15 protein-coding genes are annotated in these 22,765 nt (G+C 62.4%); 2 read left to right on the top strand and 13 right to left on the bottom strand.

Features of this window, described 5'->3' with window-relative positions:
• Positions 1 to 55: 55 nt before the first annotated feature.
• The 10 genes from PCOSP_RS02070 to PCOSP_RS02025 all read right to left on the bottom strand — a co-directional run bounded on the left by PCOSP_RS02070 (position 56) and on the right by PCOSP_RS02025 (position 14,525).
• Complete coding sequence (locus PCOSP_RS02070) at positions 56 to 1,474, bottom strand: FAD-dependent oxidoreductase (RefSeq protein ID WP_024779900.1); 1,419 nt, start codon at positions 1,472 to 1,474, stop codon at positions 56 to 58.
• 33 nt (positions 1,475 to 1,507) lie between these two features.
• The gene (gltB, locus tag PCOSP_RS02065) at positions 1,508 to 5,956 is read right to left on the bottom strand and encodes a glutamate synthase large subunit (RefSeq protein ID WP_175361851.1); all 4,449 of its coding nucleotides are present in this window, start codon (positions 5,954 to 5,956) and stop codon (positions 1,508 to 1,510) included.
• Between the two features lie 350 nt (positions 5,957 to 6,306).
• Positions 6,307 to 7,884, bottom strand: a complete 1,578-nt coding sequence (locus PCOSP_RS02060; RefSeq protein ID WP_139646517.1) for an AAA family ATPase — start codon at positions 7,882 to 7,884, stop codon at positions 6,307 to 6,309.
• Between the two features lie 10 nt (positions 7,885 to 7,894).
• Positions 7,895 to 8,995, bottom strand: coding sequence for a 3-dehydroquinate synthase (aroB, locus tag PCOSP_RS02055; RefSeq protein ID WP_139646515.1), 1,101 nt, complete (start codon positions 8,993 to 8,995; stop codon positions 7,895 to 7,897).
• Positions 8,996 to 9,143: 148 nt separating this feature from the next.
• On the bottom strand, positions 9,144 to 9,662 hold the full coding sequence (gene aroK / locus PCOSP_RS02050) for a shikimate kinase AroK (protein WP_041020548.1): 519 nt from the start codon (positions 9,660 to 9,662) through the stop codon (positions 9,144 to 9,146).
• Between the two features lie 4 nt (positions 9,663 to 9,666).
• Positions 9,667 to 11,739, bottom strand: a complete 2,073-nt coding sequence (gene pilQ / locus PCOSP_RS02045; protein WP_464710200.1) for a type IV pilus secretin PilQ — start codon at positions 11,737 to 11,739, stop codon at positions 9,667 to 9,669.
• The gene (locus tag PCOSP_RS02040) at positions 11,736 to 12,278 is read right to left on the bottom strand and encodes a pilus assembly protein PilP (protein ID WP_139646511.1); all 543 of its coding nucleotides are present in this window, start codon (positions 12,276 to 12,278) and stop codon (positions 11,736 to 11,738) included. The genes pilQ and PCOSP_RS02040 overlap by 4 nt, the downstream gene beginning before the upstream one ends.
• Positions 12,275 to 12,898 (bottom strand): type 4a pilus biogenesis protein PilO, encoded by a 624-nt coding sequence (gene pilO / locus PCOSP_RS02035; protein ID WP_139646509.1) that lies wholly within the window; start codon positions 12,896 to 12,898, stop codon positions 12,275 to 12,277. Before pilO ends, PCOSP_RS02040 begins: the two co-directional genes overlap by 4 nt.
• Positions 12,895 to 13,461 carry a PilN domain-containing protein gene (locus PCOSP_RS02030; RefSeq protein WP_139646507.1) on the bottom strand — a complete coding sequence of 189 codons (567 nt, stop codon included), beginning with the start codon at positions 13,459 to 13,461 and terminating at the stop codon, positions 12,895 to 12,897. The genes pilO and PCOSP_RS02030 overlap by 4 nt, the downstream gene beginning before the upstream one ends.
• Positions 13,461 to 14,525, bottom strand: coding sequence for a pilus assembly protein PilM (locus tag PCOSP_RS02025; protein ID WP_139646505.1), 1,065 nt, complete (start codon positions 14,523 to 14,525; stop codon positions 13,461 to 13,463). The genes PCOSP_RS02030 and PCOSP_RS02025 overlap by 1 nt, the downstream gene beginning before the upstream one ends.
• A gap of 207 nt (positions 14,526 to 14,732) precedes the next feature.
• On the opposite strand from PCOSP_RS02025, the gene PCOSP_RS02020 reads away from it, so the two are divergent.
• Complete coding sequence (locus tag PCOSP_RS02020) at positions 14,733 to 17,177, top strand: penicillin-binding protein 1A (RefSeq protein WP_373682496.1); 2,445 nt, start codon at positions 14,733 to 14,735, stop codon at positions 17,175 to 17,177.
• Between the two features lie 395 nt (positions 17,178 to 17,572).
• On the opposite strand, the gene PCOSP_RS02015 is transcribed toward PCOSP_RS02020, so the two are convergent.
• From PCOSP_RS02015 to rpmE, 3 genes are all read right to left on the bottom strand, one after another.
• Positions 17,573 to 18,841, bottom strand: a complete 1,269-nt coding sequence (locus tag PCOSP_RS02015; protein ID WP_139646501.1) for a malic enzyme-like NAD(P)-binding protein — start codon at positions 18,839 to 18,841, stop codon at positions 17,573 to 17,575.
• 181 nt (positions 18,842 to 19,022) lie between these two features.
• A complete protein-coding gene (locus PCOSP_RS02010) occupies positions 19,023 to 19,808 on the bottom strand; it encodes a thermonuclease family protein (RefSeq protein WP_464710198.1) in 786 nt (261 codons plus the stop codon).
• A gap of 41 nt (positions 19,809 to 19,849) precedes the next feature.
• On the bottom strand, positions 19,850 to 20,068 hold the full coding sequence (gene rpmE / locus PCOSP_RS02005; RefSeq protein ID WP_024779913.1) for a 50S ribosomal protein L31: 219 nt from the start codon (positions 20,066 to 20,068) through the stop codon (positions 19,850 to 19,852).
• A 299-nt stretch (positions 20,069 to 20,367) separates the two neighbouring features.
• Between rpmE and PCOSP_RS02000 the strand changes: the two genes are divergently transcribed.
• Positions 20,368 to 22,587 carry a primosomal protein N' gene (locus PCOSP_RS02000; RefSeq protein ID WP_175384596.1) on the top strand — a complete coding sequence of 740 codons (2,220 nt, stop codon included), beginning with the start codon at positions 20,368 to 20,370 and terminating at the stop codon, positions 22,585 to 22,587.
• The last annotated feature ends 178 nt before the right edge of the window (positions 22,588 to 22,765 follow it).

Here is a 22,765-nt window from a genome sequence, read left to right as displayed (position 1 = left end):
CGCAGAGCGTCGCGGGCGGCATTCCCACGCGGAGCGTGGGAACGATCAACGGCAGTCAGACTTGCAGGTAATCCAGGATCCCTTCAGCCGCATTGCGGCCTTCGAAGATCGCCGTCACCACCAGGTCGGAACCGCGGACCATGTCGCCACCGGCGAAGATCTTCGGGTTACTGGTCTGGTGCTTGTACTGGCCTTGTTCCGGGGCCACGACGCGGCCCTGGCTGTCGGTCTGGATGCTGAACTGCTCGAACCAGGGCGCCGGGCTTGGACGGAAGCCGAAGGCGATGACCACGGCGTCGGCCGGGATGATCTCTTCGGAGCCTGGAATCGGCTCGGGGCTGCGGCGGCCACGGGCGTCCGGCTCGCCGAGACGGGTCTCGACCACTTTCACGCCTTCAACCTTGTCTTCACCCACGATGGCAATCGGCTGGCGGTTGTAGAGGAACTTCACGCCTTCTTCCTTGGCGTTCTTCACCTCTTTACGCGAACCGGGCATGTTGGCTTCGTCACGACGGTAGGCACAGGTCACCGACTTGGCGCCCTGGCGGATCGAGGTGCGGTTGCAGTCCATCGCCGTGTCGCCACCGCCGAGCACCACCACCTTCTTGCCCTTCATGTCGACGAAATCTTCCGGCGACTTTTCAAAACCCAGGTTGCGATTGACGTTGGCGATCAGGAAATCCAGGGCGTCGTAAACACCCGGCAGATCCTCACCGGCAAAGCCGCCCTTCATGTAGGTGTAGGTGCCCATGCCCATGAATACGGCATCGTATTCTTCAAGCAGTTGCTCCATGGTCACGTCCCTGCCCACCTCGGTGTTCAGGCGGAACTCGATGCCCATGCCGGTGAAGACTTCGCGACGATTGCTCAGCACGGTCTTTTCCAACTTGAACTCGGGGATGCCGAAAGTCAGCAGGCCACCGATTTCCGGGTTCTTGTCGAACACCACCGGGGTCACCCCGCCGCGCACCAGTACGTCGGCGCAGCCCAGGCCCGCCGGGCCGGCACCGATGATGGCAACCCGCTTGCCGGTCGGCTTGACCTTGGACATGTCCGGGCGCCAGCCCATGGCGAACGCGGTGTCGGTGATGTACTTCTCCACCGAACCGATGGTCACTGCGCCAAAACCGTCGTTCAGGGTGCAGGCGCCTTCGCACAGGCGATCCTGCGGACACACCCGGCCGCAGACTTCCGGCAGGGTATTGGTCTGGTGAGACAGCTCGGCGGCCTGGAGGATGTTGCCCTCGGCCACCAGCTTCAGCCAGTTGGGAATGAAGTTGTGCACCGGGCACTTCCATTCGCAGTACGGGTTACCGCAACCCAGGCAGCGGTGGGCCTGGTCGGCCGACTGCTGGGGTTTGAACGGTTCGTAGATCTCGACGAACTCTTTCTTGCGTTGACGCAACAGTTTCTTCTTCGGATCCTTGCGCCCGACATCGATGAACTGGAAGTCGTTATTCAGACGTTCAGCCATTGTTAAAACCTCATCAAACTCTTCAGGCGCATATCACTGCGGGTTGGCACGAGTGCTGGAAAGCAACGACTTCAGGTTGGCAGCCTTCGGCTTGACCAGCCAGAAACGACGCACGTAGTCATCGAGGTTTTCCGCGAGTTCACGACCCCACTCGCTGTCGGTTTCCTCGACGTACTCGTTCAGCACGCGTTGCAGATGGCTGCGGTAGGCTTCCATCGCCTCGCCGCTGATCCGCTGGATTTCCACCAGCTCGTGGTTGACCCGGTCAACGAAGCTGTTGTCCTGGTCGAGCACGTAGGCGAAACCACCGGTCATGCCAGAGCCGAAGTTGTAGCCGGTCTTGCCCAATACGCAGACGAAACCACCGGTCATGTATTCGCAGCAGTGATCCCCGGTGCCTTCCACCACGGTGTGGGCCCCGGAGTTACGCACGGCAAAACGCTCGCCCGCGGTGCCGGCGGCGAACAGCTTGCCGCCCGTGGCGCCGTAGAGGCAGGTGTTGCCGATGATGGCACTGTCCTGGGTCCTGTAGACGCTGCCCTTGGGCGGAACGATGACCAGCTTGCCGCCGGTCATGCCTTTGCCCACGTAGTCGTTGGCATCGCCTTCCAGGTACATGTTCAGGCCGCCAGCGTTCCAGACGCCGAAGCTCTGGCCGGCAGTTCCCTTGAAGCGGAACGTGATCGGCGCCTGGGCCATGCCCTGGTTGCCGTGCTTGCGGGCGATTTCGCCGGAGATCCGCGCACCGATGGAACGGTCGCAGTTGCAGATATCCAGGCTGAAATCGGCCCCGCTCAGGTCGTTGATCGCCGAAGCGGCCATGTCGACCATCTTCTCGGCCAGCTCACCCTTGTCGAACGGCGGGTTGCGATCGACCTGGCAGAACTGTGGCTTGTCTGCCGGAATCAGATCGCTACCCAGCAACGGGGTCAGGTCCAGGTGATGCTGCTTGGCGGTCTGGCCCTCGATCACGTCCAGCAGATCGGTACGGCCGATCAGCGCTTCGAGCGAGCGCACGCCCAGTTTCGCCAGCCATTCACGGGTTTCTTCGGCCACGTAGGTGAAGAAGTTCACCACCATGTCGACAGTACCGATGTAGTGGTCCTTGCGCAGCTTCTCGTTCTGGGTCGCCACGCCGGTGGCGCAGTTGTTCAGGTGGCAGATGCGCAGGTATTTGCAACCCAGGGCGATCATCGGCGCGGTGCCGAAACCGAAGCTCTCGGCGCCGAGAATGGCCGCCTTGATCACGTCGAGGCCGGTTTTCAGGCCACCATCGGTCTGCACCCGGACCTTGCCGCGCAAGTCGTTGCCGCGCAGGGTCTGGTGGGTTTCAGCCAGGCCCAGTTCCCAGGGCGCACCGGCGTACTTGATCGAGGTCAGCGGCGATGCACCGGTGCCGCCGTCGTAGCCGGAGATGGTGATCAGGTCGGCATAGGCCTTGGCCACACCGGCGGCGATGGTGCCGACGCCAGCCTCTGCGACCAGCTTCACCGAAACCAGTGCCTTCGGGTTCACCTGCTTGAGGTCGAAGATCAGTTGCGACAAGTCTTCGATCGAGTAGATGTCGTGATGGGGCGGTGGCGAAATCAGGGTCACGCCGGGAACCGCGTAGCGCAGCTTGGCGATCAGGCCGTTGACCTTGCCGCCGGGCAGCTGGCCGCCTTCACCGGGCTTGGCGCCCTGGGCAACCTTGATCTGCAGCACCTCGGCGTTGACCAGGTACTCCGGCGTCACACCGAAGCGGCCCGTGGCCACCTGCTTGATTTTCGAGCTCTTGATGGTGCCGTAGCGCGCCGGATCTTCGCCACCTTCGCCGGAGTTGGAACGCGCACCGAGGCGGTTCATGGCTTCGGCCAGGGCTTCGTGGGCTTCCGGGGACAAGGCGCCCAGGGAAATACCGGCGGAGTCGAAGCGCTTGAGCACCGATTCCAGGGGTTCCACTTCGCTGATGTCCAGCGGCGTGTCCAGGGTCTTGACCTTGAGCAGGTCGCGGATCATCGACACCGGGCGGTTGTCCACCAGTGCCGTATATTCCTTGAACTTGCCGTAGTCGCCCTGCTGCACGGCGGCTTGCAGGGTATTCACCACGTCCGGGTTGTAGGCGTGGTATTCGCCGCCATGGACGAACTTCAACAGGCCGCCTTGCTGGATCGGCTTGCGCGGACTCCAGGCTTCGGCGGCCAGGGCTTTCTGTTCGGCTTCGATGTCGACGAAACGCGCACCCTTGATGCGGCTCGGCACGCCACGGAAGCTCAGCTCGCAGACTTCTTCGGACAGGCCGATGGCCTCGAACAGTTGCGCACCGCGATACGAGGCGATGGTCGAGATGCCCATCTTCGAGAGGATCTTGAGCAGGCCCTTGGTGATGCCCCTGCGGTAGTTCTTGAACACCTCGTAGAGATCGCCCAGCACTTCACCGGTACGGATCAGGTCGCCGAGCACTTCGTAGGCCAGGAACGGATACACCGCCGAGGCACCGAAACCGATCAGCACCGCGAAGTGATGCGGATCACGGGCGGTAGCGGTTTCGACAAGGATGTTGGAATCGCAGCGCAGACCTTTTTCGGTCAGGCGATGGTGCACCGCACCGGTGGCCAGCGACGCGTGGATCGGCAACTTGCCCGGCGCGATGTGACGGTCGCTGAGCACGATCTGGGTACGCCCGGCGCGCGCGGCTTCTTCAGCCTGATCGGCCACATTGCGGATGGCCGCTTCCAGGCCGACGCTTTCGTCGTAGTTCAGGTCGATGACCTGACGCGCGAACCCCGGACGGTCGAGGTTGGTCAGCGAGCGCCACTTGGCCGGGGAAATGACCGGCGAGCTGAGGATCACCCGCGAGGCGTGCTCCGGCGACTCCTGGAAAATGTTGCGCTCGGCGCCCAGACAGATTTCCAACGACATCACGATCGCTTCGCGCAGCGGGTCGATCGGCGGGTTGGTCACCTGGGCGAACTGCTGACGGAAATAGTCGTATGGCGTGCGCACGCGCTGCGACAGCACAGCCATCGGCGTGTCGTCGCCCATGGAGCCGACCGCTTCGTAGCCCTGCTCACCCAACGGACGCAGCACCTGGTCACGCTCTTCGAACGTCACCTGGTACATCTTCATGTACTGCTTGAGCTGGTCGACGTCGTAGAAAGCCGAGCCGTGGTCGTTGTCTTCCATGGTCGCCTGGATACGCAGGGCATTCTTGCGCAGCCATTGCTTGTATGGATGACGGGACTTGAGGCGGTTGTCGATGGCATCGGTGTCAAGGATCTGGCCGGTTTCGGTGTCCACGGCAAAGATCTGGCCCGGGCCTACGCGGCCCTTGGCGATGACGTCTTCGGGCTGGTAGTTCCAGACGCCGATTTCCGAAGCCAGGGTGATGAAACCGTTGGTGGTGGTGACCCAGCGCGCCGGGCGCAGACCGTTACGGTCCAGCAGACACACGGCGTAGCGGCCGTCGGTCATGACGATACCGGCCGGGCCGTCCCACGGCTCCATGTGCATGGAGTTGTATTCGTAGAACGCCCGCAGGTCCGGGTCCATGGTCTCGACGTTCTGCCACGCCGGCGGAACCAGCATGCGCACGCCACGGAACAGGTCGATGCCACCGGTCACCATCAGTTCGAGCATGTTATCCATGCTCGAAGAGTCCGAGCCCACGCGGTTGACCAGCGGGCCGAGCTCTTCGAGGTCCGGCATCAGGTCGTTGGCGAACTTGGTGCGACGGGCCAGGGCCCAGTTGCGGTTGCCGGTGATGGTGTTGATCTCGCCGTTGTGGGCGAGGAAACGGAATGGCTGGGCCAACGGCCATTTCGGCAGGGTATTGGTGGAGAAGCGCTGGTGGAACACGCAGATCGCGGTCTTCAGGCGCTCGTCGCTCAGGTCTGGATAGAAGGCGGTGAGGTCCGCCGGCATCATCAGGCCTTTATAGATGATGGTCTTGTTGGAAAAGCTGCAGATGTAGTGGTCGGTGTCGGCGGCGTTGGCCACGGACGAGCGACGACGGGAACTGAACAGCTTGATCGCCATTTCCTGATCGCTCAGGCCTTCGCCGGCGATGAACACCTGTTCGATCTGCGGCAGGCGCGCCAGGGCCAGGCTACCGAGAACACTGGTATCGATCGGCACTTTGCGCCAGCCGACGAGCTGCAGGCCGGCGGCCAGGATCTCGCGGTCCATGTTCTCGCGAGCGGCCTGGGCCTTCACCGGGTCCTGGTTGAAGAACACCATACCCACGGCGTACTGCTTGGGCAGGGTGACGCCAAACGTTTCCTGGGCAATGGCACGCAGGAACTCATCAGGCTTTTGAATCAGCAAGCCACAGCCGTCGCCGGTCTTGCCGTCGGCGTTGATCCCACCACGGTGGGTCATGCAGGTCAGGGCCTCAATGGCCGTTTGTAAAAGGGTATGGCTGGGCTCGCCCTGCATATGGGCTATCAGGCCAAAACCACAGTTATCCTTGAATTCATCTGGTTGGTACAGACCTGCTTTCATAGACACTTTCTCACCAGGCTGCCTCTTATCGAGGCAAATTTCTTTTCAATTCAACCGCTTGCACTCCACGCTGAACGTACGCCAGCTTTGCGGGGGCAAAAGGGAGGTCATTGTACATGCCGACACAGACGCTCACAAATTTGACGACGAAACGCCGCAAATTCATGTCGCATTTGTGAAAGGTTTAAAGCTATATGCTGTGCTAGTCAAAACTTTTTTGGGTTCGACCGCTACGACTCAAACGCTACTGTGACGCAGACACCACAAGGCGCGCGGCCTGACAGGTCGCTCGCTCTTGCGGAAATGTTGAGGTTGCCGGGAGAGGCGGCCTGGGTAAGGCCGCCGAATCTTCAGCGAGTTGCAGCCAGTTCCTGTTGGACGCTGGCGACAGTGCGAGGCCAAGGTTTACCAGCCTGAACCTTCGCTGGCAAGGCCTTGATAGCGGAAACAGCTGCATCACGGTTGGCAAAGCTGCCGTAAGTGATCACATACAGCGGCTTGCCGTTGAGGACTTTCTTGAAATAACGATACTCGCCGCCCTGCTCCTTGACGAAGTTCTGCGCGGTGGCTTCGGAGCTGGTGCCGAGAATCTGTACGACGTAGTTACTCGGTGCCTGGCCGGCGTACCAGTTGCCACCTGCGGCCTTGGCCGGTGCAGCAGGCTTGGCGGCCGGGGCAGGCGTCGGCTTGGCGGCCGGCGCCGGGGCAGGCTTGGCCGTTGCTACCTGGGTCGGAGCCGGAGTCGGCTTGGCGGCCGGAGCAGGTGCGGGGGCGGGTGTCGGAGCCGGGCCAGCAGGCACGCCCGCAGGCGGTGCCGTGGTGGTCACGGTCGGCGGCGTGTCGCCATCGTCGATCGGTGGTGCCGCGCCATCGTCACCCTCGGTGATTCCGCCGGCAGCTTCAGCCAGGGGCCCGCGCATGACCGGTTGCGACTGGCCGACCAACGGTAACGGCATCGGCTGGGTGCTGCCGGCAAATTCCACCGCCGGCGCGCCACCATTGGGTTTCGGCGCCCCTTGGCCGAGGGGCAGTTGTGCCTGTTCGTTGGCTGGCGCGCCGGTCGTCGGCGCCTTGTTGCGACCCGGCATCAGCCAGGCGGCGACGACCGCGACCACGACGACGGCGGAAATCGCCAATACGTGTTTCTTCGGCATGTTGAACCCCATAGTTGGACGCTTCACCGCTGAGCGGCTGGCAATCATGACTTCGATCAAGGCATCCCGAGCGACCTGGTTGATGTTGCCAGGCCAGCCGCCGGAGCCTTCGTGAATCTCAGAGATCTGATCGGCGGTAAAAAGTTCGATACCCCGGCCAGCGCCTTCAAGACGTTGATCCAGGTATTCACGCGTTTCTTCTTCGGTATAGGGCGCCAGCTCGATGATATGGAAGCGCTCCTCCTCGAGCTCCAACTGCTCCAGATCGGCGATCAACGACGACTCGCCAAACAGGAACACATGGGGGCGCCCCTCCGGCGCACCGGCCGCCAGCGCCAGCAGGGCTTCCAGGGCCGACTCGTCGAGCTGCTCGGCGTCATCCACCAGCAGATAGACTTCCTGCCCGGTCAGCGCCAACTGGACGATCTGGTCGAGAATCGCACCCACTTCGGCCTGGGCCAGGTTCAACGCCTGGGCGACCTGGCGCAACACACCGGCGGCATCACCGGCACCCCGGGCCGAGACCACCACGCTTTGCACCGACTGTTTGTTGGTGCTGGCCACCAGGGCCTGGCGCAGCAAGGTCTTGCCACTGCCCTGGGGACCGGTCACTACCAGCAGCAATTGGCTGTAGCGCGCCAGGTGATGCAACTGACCCAATACCGGCTTGCGCTGGGCCGGAAAGAATTTGAAGCCGGGGACCCGTGGAGCGAAGGGGTCGTGACTCAATTGGAAATGGCCGAGGAAAGCCTCGTCGGCATGCAAACTAGTCATCGGAATCTTATTAACCTTTAAGCTGAGCCAAGGCGCGGTAATCCGCGCCCAGCGTGGCCTGTAGAACCTCTTTCGGATAATCGTCGGTCACCACCGCTTCGCCCATGCGGCGCAGCAGCACCAGACGCAGACGACCATCGATCACTTTCTTGTCGATTGCCATGTGTTCGAGAAAATCGGCCTCGGTCATTTCCTCGGGAGGCACCACCGGTAGCCCGGCGCGCTGGAAGAGACGAATGCCGCGATCACGCTCCTGCTCGCTGATCCAGCCCAGGCGCGCGGACATTTCCAGGGCCATGACCGTACCGGCCGCTACCGCCTCGCCATGTAGCCAGACACCATACCCCATGTGGGTCTCAATGGCGTGTCCAAAGGTGTGGCCCAGGTTGAGCGTGGCCCGTACACCCGACTCACGTTCATCGGCACCGACCACTGCGGCCTTGGCTGCGCAGGAACGCTCGATCGCGTAGGTCAGGGCAGCCTGGTCCAGTTCCCGCAGGCGGTCGACGTTGTCTTCAAGCCACCCCAGGAACGGCTCGTCGCAGATCAGCCCGTACTTGATGACTTCCGCCAGCCCTGCGGACAGCTCACGGGCCGGCAAGGTATTGAGGGTAGCGGTATCGATCAGCACCACGTTGGGCTGATAGAAAGCGCCGACCATGTTCTTGCCCAGCGGATGGTTGATCCCGGTCTTGCCGCCCACCGACGAGTCGACCTGGGACAGCAAGGTGGTGGGGATCTGGATGAAGTCGACGCCGCGCTGGTAGCAGGCTGCGGCAAAACCGGCCATGTCGCCGATCACGCCACCGCCCAGGGCCACCACCGTGGTGCGCCGGTCATGCCGTGCGGTCAGCAGGCCGTCGAAGATCAGTTGCAGGGTTTCCCAGTTCTTGAACGCCTCGCCATCGGGCAACACCACGGAAATGACCGAAAAGGCTGACAGACTGCGGGTCAGGCGCTCCAGATACAAAGGGGCGACGGTTTCGTTGGAGATGATCGCCACTTGCCGCCCGGCGATATGTGGCGCCAGCAGTTGCGGCTGGTCCAGCAAGCCTTCGCCAATGTGAATCGGGTAGCTGCGCTCGCCCAGGTCGACCTTTAGTGTCTGCATGTGTCCCCACGGTGAAGATGGAATCAGGCGTCCTGCCTGCAATTAACGAAAAGTCCACGGTGCCTGCCATGACGCCACTCGGCGGCCATGTGCCACGCCCCGACGGATAACGACGAGACGGCGAGGATAGCGCATTTCCCGTGGTGCATTAACGGGGAGGCAATTGCTGCAGACGCTCGAGAATCTCCAGCACCACCATCCTCGGCGGCCGCTCATCGGTTTCCACCACCAGGTCGGCGATTTCCCGGTACAGCGGATCACGCAGCTCCAGCAGGTCCCGCAGGGTCTTGGCCGGATCGGCGGTACGCAACAGCGGACGGTTGCGGTCCCGGGCGGTACGACCGACCTGCTGTTCGACGGAGGCGTGCAGATAGACCACCCGTCCGCCGGCATGCAGTTCCCGACGGTTGGCTTCGCGCATCACGGCGCCGCCACCGGTGGCCAGCACCACGCCTTCGAATGCGCACAGTTCGGCGATCATCGCCTGCTCGCGATCACGAAAGCCTGGTTCGCCTTCCTTGTCGAAAATCCACGGGATATTGGCGCCCGTGCGCAATTCAATTTCCTTGTCGGAATCTTTGAACGGCAGGCGCAGCTCTTTGGCCAGCAAACGGCCGATGGTGCTTTTTCCAGCGCCCATCGGCCCAACAAGAATCAAATTTCGCACAGAATCAACGACTCACAGCAATCGCCTGGTTATTCATGATACGCGGAGTGAGGAATACCAGCAGCTCGGATTTTTTCTCCGAAACCAGATCACGCCGGAAAAGGCGGCCAAGATACGGCACATCGCCAAGAAATGGCACCTTATCTACAACCTTGCTCTGAGTATTTGAGAAAACCCCGCCAATCACAATGGTCTCGCCGTCATTGACCAGCACCTTCGCGTTGACTTCGTTCTTCTTGATCGGTGGTACTTCCTGCACCTTGTTCAGGTAGTCCGGTTCATCCTTGGTGACCTTGACCTCCATGATGATGCGGTTGTCCGGCGTGATCTGCGGGGTTACCTCCAGCGACAGCGAGGCTTCCTTGAACGACACCGAGGTCGCGCCACTGGAACTGGCTTCCTGGTAGGGAATTTCCGTGCCCTTGAGGATTTTCGCGGTCTCCTTGTCCGAAGTCACCACCTTGGGCTGGGAGACGATTTCCCCGTTGCCGGTTTTCTCCATGGCCGTCAGCTCCAGATCCAGCAGTACGTTGTCAGTGATGAACGCAATGCCGATACCCGAGGTATTGCCTGCCGCGCCCATGTCGACGAACGGCTGGTTGGTGCTGGTGCTGCCCGGCGTGCCGATAGTGGTGGAGCTGCCGTTGGTCACACCCGAAGAGTTCCAGTTGCCCTGGTTCTGCACCGAGCCGCCCCAACGCACCCCCAGGCTTTTGTCGTAATCGACGTTGGCCTCGACAATCCGGGCCTCGATCATCACCTGGCGCACCGGAATATCCAGCTGGGCCACGATCCGACGCAATTCGTCGAGCCGATCCTGGGTCTGGTAGGCAATGATGTTATTGGTTCGCTCATCCACCGTGATCGTGCCACGTTCATCGGCTTTCGCTTCGGCGCTGGTCACCGATTGGAACAGCTTGGCGATGTCCGCCGCCTTCGCATAGTTGACCTGCAACAGCTCTCGCCGCAGCGGCGCCAGGTCGGCAATCTGTTTCTGGGACTCCAACTCCTGGCGCTCGCGAGCCGCAATCTCATCGGCAGGGGCTACCAGCAACACGTTGCCGACCTTGCGCTTGTCCAGCCCCTTGGTCTTCAGGACCAGATCCAACGCCTGGTCCCAGGGAACATTCTGCAATCGCAAGGTGATCCCCCCTTGCACCGTGTCGCTTGCCACCAGGTTCAGGTTGGTGAAATCGGCAATCAGTTGCAGGACCGAGCGCACTTCGATGTCCTGGAAGTTCAGGGACAGCTTTTCACCGCTGTAGGCGGCACGGTCGGTGTCGCGCTTGCGCAAGTCCTCGACTGTCATCGGACGGACACTGACGGTCAGTTTGTTGTCGGTCTGGTAGGTGGAGTAATCGAAGGTACCGCCGGGCTCGATGCTGATGGTGGCCCGGTCGGAACCGGCGCTGGCATTGACGAACTGCACCGGGGTGGCGAAGTCCTTGACGTCCAGGCGCACTCGCAATGGTTCAGGCAGTTGGGTCCTGGCGAAGTTGAGGATGATCTTGCCTTCCCGCTCCTGGATATCCGGCGCAATGGACGGGTCCGACAGGTCGATCACCACGTTGCCTTCACCCTGGGTCCCGCGCTGGAAGTCCACGCCACGAATGGCCCGGCCCACCGGTGCGTTGCTCCTGGCGGGCACCGCGCCGGCAGCTGCTGGGCGTGGGGCCTGGGCAATCGTTTTCGGCTCCGCGCCTTTACCGACCACCACGAACAGATTGTTGCCCTCGACCCGAGCGTTATACGGCACCAATTGGGTGAGGCCGATGATCAATCGGGTGCGGTCCCCCGCCTCGACGACGGTGGCGCTGCGTGCGTTACCGCTGCCCAGGTCCTGGGTCTTGCGCGCCAGCTGGCTGGTCACCCCAGGCAGGTCCAGGGCAATCCGGGCCGGTTGTTCGGTGGTATAGCCACGAGGCGTTGGCGGTGGCCCGTCGAAAGAGAGCTTCAACTCGACCCGGTCTCCCGGCAAAGCCGCAACATCCAGCGCCTTCAGGTTCGCCCCGAGGACCATCGGTGACATCAGCGCCATCCATAGCGAAACACCGAGGGCGGTAAAAATCCTGTTCATTGTTCGAGTTCCACTGAGTGCTCTTTCAAAGGAATGGTCCGTGGTCGCTCCAGCCAGGCACCTTCGCCATCGGGAACGATTTCGACCACATCGACCTGGGTGGCAGTGACGGCGACGATTCGCCCGTCGTTGCGCCCCAGATAGTCACCGACCTTGAGCCGATGCACCCCGCCCGCACCGCGCAGCAGCGCATAGGAGCCACTGGCATTGGCGATCGTGCCGACCATTTCAAACTGTTCGATGTTGAAGCCTTCGAGGTACTGCTTGACCCGGTTCGGATCGGGCCGGACATTGCGCGAACCTTTTTGCCGTTCGGCCTGATCCACCCGGACCTGCCGCGAGAACGGGCTGCGAAGGTCGGACGCGCTGTAGGTGAAGGTTTCGTTTGGCTTGAACGTCGGCGTCGGCTCGATCTTGCCGGGCGGGCGCAACCGCACCTCGTTCATGTAGGCGTCCAGGTCCTCGAAGCCACTGTCGTTGTTACAGCCGGCCAGCACAACCAGCCCGGCCAGCAGGCCCATGCAGCGGAGCGGCTTCATGGCTGCGCCCCCTGCTCGTTGTACCGATAGGTCTTGGCCTGGATGCTCATGCGCAGCTTCGAGCCCGACTCGGGGTCCGCGGGGGCAATGTCAAAATCGTGCAGCGTGACAATGCGGGGCAGCCCGGCAACACCGCTGACGAATGTCGCCAGGTCATGGTAGCCACCGGTCACCGTGATCTGGATCGGCAGTTCGATGTAGAACGGCTGGGTCACTTCGGGCAGCAGCTTGATCTCCTCGAACTCCAGGCCGCTGCCCAGGCCGGTGCGGGTGATGTCTTCCAGCAGGCCAGGCACTTCGGTGTCGCTGGGCAATTGCCGCAACAGCACGCCAAAGGAGGTTTCCATCTGCTTCATCTGCTCGGTATAGCGCTCCAGGTTCGCGGCCATATGGGCCTTGCCCGCGAATTGCGCCTTGAGGGTATTTTCTTCCTCGCGCACCTGCTGCAACTCATCCTCCAGGTCGCTCACGGCAAAGTTATAGCCCAACCCCAGGACCAGGACTACCAGCAGGACGCCGGCCAACCATTTGACCGGCAACGGCCAGGAACCGACGTTGTTGGTGTCCAGGTCACGGAAGTCGACCTTGCGCAGCGCGTCGAACCACTCCCCCGGCCTCATTGGGCGTCCTCCGCGTCGACCGGCTGGGTCTGTCGGACCGTCAGTTGGAACACGTTGGCCTGGTCGAGCTGGCCAGCGGTCGTGGCCTTGACTTCCGTCAGGCTGGGCGCATCGAACAGATCCGACGCGTCCAGGTTGCGCATCAGGTCCGAGACCCGGTGGTTGGACTCCGCAGCCCCCTTGATGGAGAGCGTCTTGTCTTCCATTTTCACTTCGGTGAAATACACCCCGTCCGGCAACGTCCGTACCAATTGATCGAAGATGCGCCCGCTGACCGGCCGGTTTCCCTGCAGGTCCTGGATGATGCGCATGCGCTCCACCAGTTGTTGGCGACGGGCTTTCAGCTCGCTGATTTGCTTGATGCGCTCGTCCAGCACCGCGATCTGCTCAGTGATGTGCCCATTGCGCGCCAGTTGGTGATTGATGGCACTGTGCAGGTACTGAACGCCGATCAAGGTCACCCCCACCGCGCCGACCAGCGCCCCCACCAATGCCAGCAGGAAGCGTTTGCGGCGTTCTTCACGAAGCTCTTCGCGCCAGGGAAGAAGGTTGATCCGTGCCATCAGTCGAAACTCCTGAGGGCCAGCCCGCAAGCGATCATCAGTGCCGGCGCGTCACTGGCCAGGGCACCGGCATTGACCTTGCTGCCCAGGGCCATGTTGGAAAACGGATTGGCCACATGGGTCGGCGTGCTCAGGCGCTGTTCGATCAGGCGGTCCAGCCCGGCGACTGACGCCGTGCCTCCGGCCAACAGGATGTGGTCCACCGCGCTGTACTGGCCCGAAGCGAAGAAAAACTGCAGCGACCGCGAAACCTGCTGCACCAACGCCTCGCGAAAGGGTTGCAGCACTTCGCTGAGGTAATCGTCCGGCAAACCGCCCTGCTTCTTTGCCAGGCCGGCCTGCTCGAGGGTCAGGCCATAGCGCCGCTGGATTTCCTCGGTGAGTTGGCGACCGCCGAACAGTTGCTCACGGGTATAGATGATGCGTCCGTTGTGCAGCACGCTCAGAGTGGTCATGGTGGCGCCGATATCGATCACCGCAACGGTCAACCGCTCCTGGGACGCCGCCAGTTGTGTGGCGAGCAGGCCAAAGGCGCGCTCCAACGCATAGGCTTCCACATCGACCACCCGAGCCGTCAGCCCCGCCAGCGCCAGCGCAGCCTCGCGAACCTCGACGTTTTCCTTGCGACAGGCCGCCAGCAGCACCTCGACCCGCTCGCTGTTGCGCGCAGACACGCCCACGACCTCGAAATCGATGGCCACTTCATCCAGTGGATAAGGAATGTACTGGTCCGCCTCGATCTTGAGCTGGTTCTCCATCTCGTCGTCGGAAAGCCCCGCATCCATCTCGATGATCTTGGTGATCACTGCCGAACCCGCCACGGCCACCGCCACACTGCGCGTGGGTGTCTTGGCCTTGATCAAAACCCGGGACAACGCCTGCCCGACCCCCTCGAGCTCGGCGATGTTCTTCTCGATCACGGCGTTGGCCGGCAACGGTTCGACCGCGTAGGACTCGACACGGTAACGGTCACCCTGGCGGCTCAACTCGAGCAGCTTCACCGATGTGGAGCTGATGTCGATGCCCAGAAGCGTATGGGTTTTTTTATTGAAGAGTCGTAGCACTACCAATTCCCTATGACTATCCGTGAGTTACGGACTCTCTAATACGCATTGCGTTCAATCACCCCAGCCCGACGGACGTCCGGATGGCGTTTCCGACGGAAAAAAATGCTTATAATGCGCAGCGTTTTTTTCGCTTTGCTGCAAGCACGGGTCCTTCCCTGCACCTGGCGTCTTTTTCATTCTTTGCCTGGATATCCAAAAGCCTTGATTCGTCTGCTGAAATTTTTCGGATGGTCCGTCATCGCCGTTTTCTGCGGACTGCTCTTGGGTCTGAGCGGTGCGTTTCTTTACCTTAGTCCGGGATTGCCATCCGTGGAGGCGCTGAGAAGTATTCAGTTGCAGATTCCTCTGCGGGTATACAGCAGCGACAACAAGCTGATCGCCGAATTTGGCGAAATGCGCCGCACGCCGATCCGCTTCGCCGACATCCCCCCCAATTTCATCAATGCGTTACTCAGTGCCGAAGACGACAACTTCGCCAACCATTATGGCGTCGATCCGGGCAGTCTGATGCGTGCCGCCAGCCAGTTGGTCAAGAGCGGGCACATCCAGTCCGGCGGCAGCACCATCACCATGCAGGTGGCCAAGAACTTCTTCCTGACCAGCGAGCGCAGCTTCTCGCGCAAGACCACCGAAATTCTCCTGGCCCTGCAGATCGAACGGCAGTTGACCAAGGATGAAATCCTCGAGCTGTACGTGAACAAGATCTACCTGGGCAACCGCGCCTATGGCATCGAGGCGGCGGCCCAGGTGTATTACGGCAAGTCGATCCGTGATGTGAGCCTGGCGCAGATGGCAATGATCGCCGGCCTGCCCAAGGCACCGTCGCGCTTCAATCCGCTGGCCAACCCGGCGCGCAGCAAGGAGCGTCGCGACTGGATCCTGGGGCGCATGTACAAACTCGGCAAGATCAGCGAGGCCGACTACACCGCCGCGATCAACGAGCCATTGAACGCCAGCTATCACGTGCCAACACCGGAAGTGAACGCCCCGTATATCGCCGAAATGGCCCGGGCCGAGATGGTCGGACGCTATGGCAGCGATGCCTACACCGAAGGGTTCCGCGTGACCACCACGGTGCCGAGCAACCTGCAGGAAATGGCCAACACCGCGCTGCACGAAGGCCTGATGACCTACGATCAGCGCCACGGCTACCGTGGCCCCGAATCGCGCCTGCCAGGCAAGACCAGGGAAGCCTGGGCCCTTGAGCTGACCAAACAGCGCACCATCAGCAGCCTGGAACCGGCGATCGTCACCCAGGTGGACAAGGACGGTATCAAGGTCCTGACGCGCAACGGCGAGCTTGAGGAACACGTGAAATGGGACACCATGAAGTGGGCCCGTCCGTTCCTCAATACCAACAGCATGGGCGCCGCACCCCGGCAGCCATCGGACGTGGCCCAGGTCGGCGATCTGGTCCGGGTGCAGCGCCAGCCGGACAACACCCTCAAGTTCAGCCAGATCCCGGCCGCCCAGGGCGCCCTGGTGTCCCTCGATCCGCAGGACGGCGCGATCCGCTCCCTGGTGGGTGGCTTCGCCTTCGAGCAGAGCAACTACAACCGCGCATTGCAGGCCAAGCGCCAGCCGGGCTCGAGCTTCAAGCCGTTCGTCTACAGCGCCGCGCTGGATAACGGCTATACCGCTGCGAGCCTGGTGAATGACGCGCCCATCGTGTTTGTCGACGAATACCTGGACAAGGTCTGGCGCCCGAAGAACGACACCAACACCTTCCTCGGCCCGATCCGTCTGCGCGAGGCGCTGTACAAGTCGCGCAACCTGGTGTCGATCCGCCTGTTGCAGGCGCTGGGGGTGGATCGCACCATCGACTACATCGCCCGGTTCGGCTTCAACAAGCAGGACCTGCCCCGCAACCTGTCACTGGCCCTGGGCACCGCCACCCTGACCCCGATGGAAATCGCCACGGGCTGGAGCACATTCGCCAACGGCGGGTACAAGATCACCCCGTACATCATCGACAAGATCGAAAGTCGCAACGGCGAGACACTGTTCGTGGCCAACCCGCCGCGGGTGCCTACCGGCGAGCAGGCCAGCGATGGCATCGCCGCCCCGTCCGCCGAGACTTTCACGGTGAATCCGACTCCGGGTGAAGCCTCCGCCGCCACTCCAGCGACCCAGGCACCTGCGGTCGCCGAACGCATCGTTGACGGGCGCACCACCTACATTCTCAACAGCATGCTGGAAGACGTGATCAAGCTCGGCACCGGCCGTCGTGCACTGGCCCTGGGCCGTACCGACCTGGCAGGCAAGACCGGTACCACCAACGAATCCAAGGACGCCTGGTTCTCCGGCTACAACGGCGACTACGTGACCACCGTCTGGACCGGTTTCGACCAGCCCGAGAGTCTGGGTCGCCGCGAGTTCGGCGGCACCGTGGCGCTGCCTATCTGGATGAGCTACATGGGCGCCGCCCTCAAGGACAAACCGCCTCACACCCAGCCAGAACCGGAAGGCATCCTCAGCCTGCGGGTCGACCCGGTCAGCGGCCGTGCGGCCACACCAGGCACTCCGGGTGCGTACTTCGAGCTGTTCAAGAGCGAAGACACCCCACCGTCGGCCAACGAGCTGGGCAATGGCGTTGCACCAGGCAGCCCGCTGCCGGCGGATGAAGCGGCGCCGATCGATCTGTTCTGATATTGCATCGCGAGCAGGCTCGCTCCCACAGGGGTATGTATTCCAAATGTGGGAGCGAGCCTGCTCGCGATTGATCGTTCCCACGCTCCCGCGTGGGAACGCCTCTACGGACGCTCCGCGTTCGGCTCTTGATGGGAACGCGGAGCGTCCCGGGCTACATTCCCACGCAGAGCGTGGGAACGATCAATGTGGGAGCGAGCCTGCTCGCGATGGCGCCCTCAAGGTGTGATCGTTCCCACGCTCCTGCGTGGGAACGCCTCTACGGACGCTCCGCGTTCGACTCTTGATGGAACGCGGAGCGTCCCAGGTCACATTCCCACGCAGAGCGTGGGAACGATCAATAAAAAACCCCGGCTCACAGGAGCCGGGGTTTTTCGTTGAGGCGTTACAACGGTTTAGCCGTTGAACACATCATCCACGCTCTTGAGTGGGTAGTTTTTCGGGTACGGCAGGGTTGCCACGCCAGTCTCGATCGCGGCCTTGGCCACGGCGTCGGAGATGAGGGTGATCAGGCGGGCGTCCATTGGCTTCGGAATGATGTATTCACGACCGAATTCCAGCTTGATGCCGCCGTAGGCGTCGCAGACTTCCTGAGGCACCGGCAGCTTGGCCAGTTCGCGCAGGGCGTTGGCCGCCGCGACTTTCATCTCTTCGTTGATGCGCTTGGCGCGAACGTCCAGGGCACCACGGAAGATGAATGGGAAGCCCAGTACGTTGTTGACCTGGTTCGGGTAGTCCGAACGACCAGTCGCCATGATCACGTCGTTGCGAGTGGCGTGAGCCAGTTCCGGAGCGATTTCCGGATCCGGGTTCGAGCAGGCGAACACGATCGGGTTCGGCGCCATGCGCAGCAGGTTTTCCGGGCTCAGCAGGTTCGGACCCGACAGACCGACGAATACGTCAGCGCCGTCCAATGCGTCCGCCAGGGTGCGCTTGTCGGTCGCGTGAGCGAAGACAGCCTTGTACTGGTTCAGGTCGCTACGACCGGAATGGATCACACCGGTACGGTCGATCATGAAGATGTTTTCGATCTTCGCGCCCATGCTCACCAGCAATTTCATGCAGGAGATGGCCGCAGCACCGGCGCCCAGGCAGACGATCTTGGCTTCCGGCAAGGTTTTGCCAGCGATTTCCAGGGCGTTGATCATGCCGGCCGCGGTCACGATTGCGGTACCGTGCTGGTCATCGTGGAACACCGGAATGTCGCACTGTTCGATCAGCGCGCGTTCGATTTCAAAGCACTCAGGCGCCTTGATGTCTTCCAGGTTGATGCCTCCAAAGGTGATGGAGATGCGCTTGACGGTGTCGATGAAGGCTTGCGGGCTTTCGGAGTCGACTTCGATGTCGAACACGTCGATACCGGCGAAACGCTTGAACAGGACGCCCTTGCCTTCCATGACCGGCTTGGAGGCCAATGGACCCAGGTCACCCAGGCCGAGAATCGCGGTGCCATCGGAAATGACTGCAACCAGGTTGCCCTTGCCGGTGTATCGGTAGGCCAGTTCAGGGTCGCGAGCGATTTCGCGGACTGGCTCGGCTACGCCGGGGCTGTAGGCCAGCGACAGATCGCGGGCAGTAGCGGTGGCCTTGGTGAGCTCGACACTCAGCTTTCCTGGACGAGGATGAGCGTGATATTCGAGAGCGGCAGTTTTCAGATCAGACATGTGGGCATTCCGCTTTTTACTGTGTTGGACAGACGGACCGCCGAGGATACGCGCCTCGCAAAGTCCCTACAAGACTGACCGGTCACCGCTGTCAAGCGCCCTGCCCTACGACTTTGGGCCAAGGGCCACGAAACACAAGGGCTCGATGCATACAATCAACAGAAAAAATGTCTACAATTTTTTATCCCGACATCGGACTCAGCATCGCCGGATCGGTCAGCGGCAGTAGCCAGCGGCCTTGCCCCTGCCCCGCGTTCCCACGGCGAGACCGCTCGACCACCCAGCCACGCGCCTCGACCTGCTTGCCGACAAGGCGCTCGAGCGAAGCCATATCGAAGCGTTCCAGCAGATTGGGCGCAATGCGCAATACAACCGAATTATCCAATTGCAGCCAAACACCACCACGATTGCGCCTGACTGCGCTGACGCGCCCGCTCAGCACTGCGAAACCGGACGCCTTGACCTGCCCGGTCTTGAGCACGGGTGAACGCTTCCACAGGCCGAGACGCGCTTCCCGCGCCTGGCGTTCGGCGGCCCGCTGACAATCGGCCAACCCGACATTCGGTGCCACCGCCACCTGAAAGCCCAGGCCCTCGGCGAGCATCTGCGCTTCGAGATTGCGTCCATCGGCACCATAGGCATGGGCCAGTGCCCGACCGTAGCGATCCTTGCCCTCCCTGCCGGGAACCAACCCTACGCGCCCGCCACTGGCGGCCACCAAGGCTTCCAGGCGACGGCGGGCCGCAACGGCAAAGGGCTCGTCGGAACGCCCCTGCCGACCCAGCTCAGGTGTATTGAGGCCGATCAAGCGCACGCTGCGACCATCTGTCAGGCGCAGGGTATCGCCATCCACCACCCGCCGGACCACCACCTCGGTCGCGCCCGTCGGTGCGGGGCAGAAGGCCTGGGCGCCGCTCAGCCAAATCGCGGACACAAAAAAGGCGCCCACAAGGGACGCCTTTTTCATCACTTCGCAGCCGTCGAAACGACACGCCAAAATGATCAGTCTCAGGCCTTTTTGGCGCCGAAAGCACCGAAACGGTCTGCGAACTTCTGAACGCGACCACCGGTATCCAGAGTCTTTTGCTTACCGGTGTAGAACGGGTGGCATTCGTTGCAAACGTCGATCGCCAGGGCTTTGCCGTAGGTCGAACGGGTTTCGAACTTGTTGCCGCAGCTGCAGGTTACAGCAATGGCTGGGTATTCCGGATGGATATCGGCTTTCATGGTGTTTTCCTCAGGCTAGCGTGCCGCCACCCAACACTATTGTTGAATACCGCACGTAATTAGGGCGCGGATTCTACCAGACATCGACGATGACGCAAGCTATGCCTTGTACCAACCGTCTGCTAGGCTCCCGACCTCAACTGTGGGAGCGAGCCTGCTCCGGGCGGCGATCCGACGATGGCGGCGTGTCAGTCACTGTGCAGGTTGCTGAACCACCGCTATCGTCGGATCGCCGCCCGGAGCAGGCTCGCTCCCACAGGGTGCACCCAGCCCTTCTGATTTGCTATCGAGATCCCCGCGTGCCCGACGCCATCCTGCGCCTCGCCCTGCCTTCGCCCCTGCGCCGCCTGTTCGACTATCGCGCCCCGGCCGGAGTCCCGCGTGCCCGGCTGCAACCGGGCATGCGCTTGCGGGTGCCGTTCGGTCGGCGGGAAATGATCGGCATTCTGGTGGAAGTCACCGACCACAGCGAGGTCCCCGCCGACAAGCTCAAGCCCGCCCTGGCGCTGCTCGATGCCACGCCGCCGCTGCCGGCCTCGTTGTTCAAGCTGTGCCTGTGGACCGCCCAGTATTACCAGCACAGCCTCGGCGACACCCTGAGTTGGGCGTTGCCGGTGTTGCTGCGCCAGGGCGAACCGGCCGAAGCACGCCAGGAGCGGTTCTGGTCGGTGGCACCGGGGGCTTCGCTGGATGACCCGCGCATCGCCCGCGCGCCCCGTCAACGCGAAGCCCTGGCGACGCTTGCCCAGCATCCCCACGGCGTGGCGCATCAGTTGCTGAGCAAGCTGATGCTCAGCAAGGACAGCCTCGACCTGCTGCTGGCCAAGGACCTGGTCCAGGTGGAAGTCCGCCGGCATGCCCCGGGCGCCCGTCATGAACATTGGCTGGCCCAGCCGGAACTGCCGCTCAATGCCGAACAGCGAGCGGCTTGCGAAGCGATCCGCGCCGGCTTCGACAGTTATCACGCCTTTCTGCTGGCGGGCGTCACCGGCAGCGGCAAGACCGAAGTCTATCTTCAGCTCATCCGCCAGACCCTGGAAGCGGGCAAGCAGGCCCTGGTGCTGATTCCGGAAATCAACCTCGGTCCACAGACCCTCGCGCGTTTCGAACAGCGTTTCAACGCCCGGATCGCCCTGGTGCATTCGGCGGTCAATGACCGCGAACGCCTGGAAGCCTGGCTGGCCGCCCGGGACGGCGAGGCCGATATCATCATCGGCACCCGCTCGGCCCTCTTCACGCCGATGAAGAACCCCGGGCTGATTATCATCGACGAAGAACACGACGGCTCGTATAAACAGCAGGAAGGCCTGCGCTACCACGCCCGCGACCTGGCCCTGGTGCGGGCCCGCCAGGAGGACATTCCCATTGTCCTCGGCTCGGCGACGCCCTCCCTGGAGAGCCTGCACAACGCCTACACCGGTCGCTATGGGCTCCTGCGCCTGAACGAACGGGCCGGCGGTGCCAAACAGCCGCGGTTCCTGCGCCTGGACGTAAAGAGTCGTCCACTGGACAGCGGTATTTCCGGGCCGATGCAGCAAGCCATCGGCCAGACCCTGGCCGCAGGCCAGCAGGTCCTGGTGTTTCTCAACCGCCGCGGGTTCGCCCCGACCCTGCTGTGCCATGACTGTGGCTGGATGTCCGGCTGCGAACGCTGCGACGCGCGGATGACAGTGCATCAACGCTACGGCGAGCTGCGTTGCCACCACTGCGGCCACACCGAGCGAGTACCGAGGCATTGCCCGCAATGCGGCAAGGTGGACTTGCGTCCGGTGGGCGCCGGCACCGAACGCGCCGAAGAGCGCCTGGGCATTCTCTTTCCCGATTACCCGGTGCTGCGGGTGGATCGTGACAGCACGTCGCGCAAGGACGCGATGAACCAGTTGTTCACCACGATCCAGAAGGGCCAGCCCTGCATCCTGGTGGGCACACAGATGCTCGCCAAAGGACACCACTTCCCCCGGGTGACGCTGGTGTCGATCCTGGACGCCGACGGCGGGCTGTTCTCCGGGGATTTCCGCGCCAGCGAACGCATGGCGCAACTGATCGTCCAGGTTGCCGGCCGGGCCGGGCGGGCCGAAGAGCCGGGCAAGGTGATTATCCAGACCCACCTGGCGGACCACCCGCTGCTGATACAACTGACCGAGCAAGGCTACTTCGCCTTCGCCGAGCAAGCCTTGAGCGAACGCCGCAGCGCCGGCCTGCCGCCGTTTGCCCATCTGGCGCTGTTGCGGGCCGAAGCCCACAAGCCGGGGCAGGCCGAAGGCTTTCTTGACGACGCCTGCAGCGAGGCCGAGCGCCTGCTGGCCGAGCAGAACCTGAGCGGAATCGAGTTACTGGGCCCGGTACCAGCGCCGATGGAACGACGCGCGGGGCGCTATCGGGCGCAACTCTTGTTGCAAGCCAATGCCCGGGCGCCACTACATCGCCTACTGAGCGCCTGGCTGCTGGTACTGGAACAGATGCCCAGCGGACGAGCGGTACGCTGGTCGCTGGATGTGGATCCGGTGGATTTGTACTGAATGGAATATCGCCGCCCGGAGCAGGCTCGCTCCCACAGGAAATCGCATTCCAATGTGGGAGCGAGCCTGCTCGCGATGGCGTCCGAATAGTCACCACCGGCCCCCAACCGACCCGCTACAGTTGGCAAGCCCGTCTTCCCCACGGATAATGCCCAGTTTTTCCACCAGCGCATCGAAG

The sequence above is a fragment of the Pseudomonas sp. MAFF 730105 genome, assembly GCF_055380705.1.
Note: the sequence above shows the minus strand (reverse complement) of the source record. Positions and strands in the feature narration are given on the sequence as shown.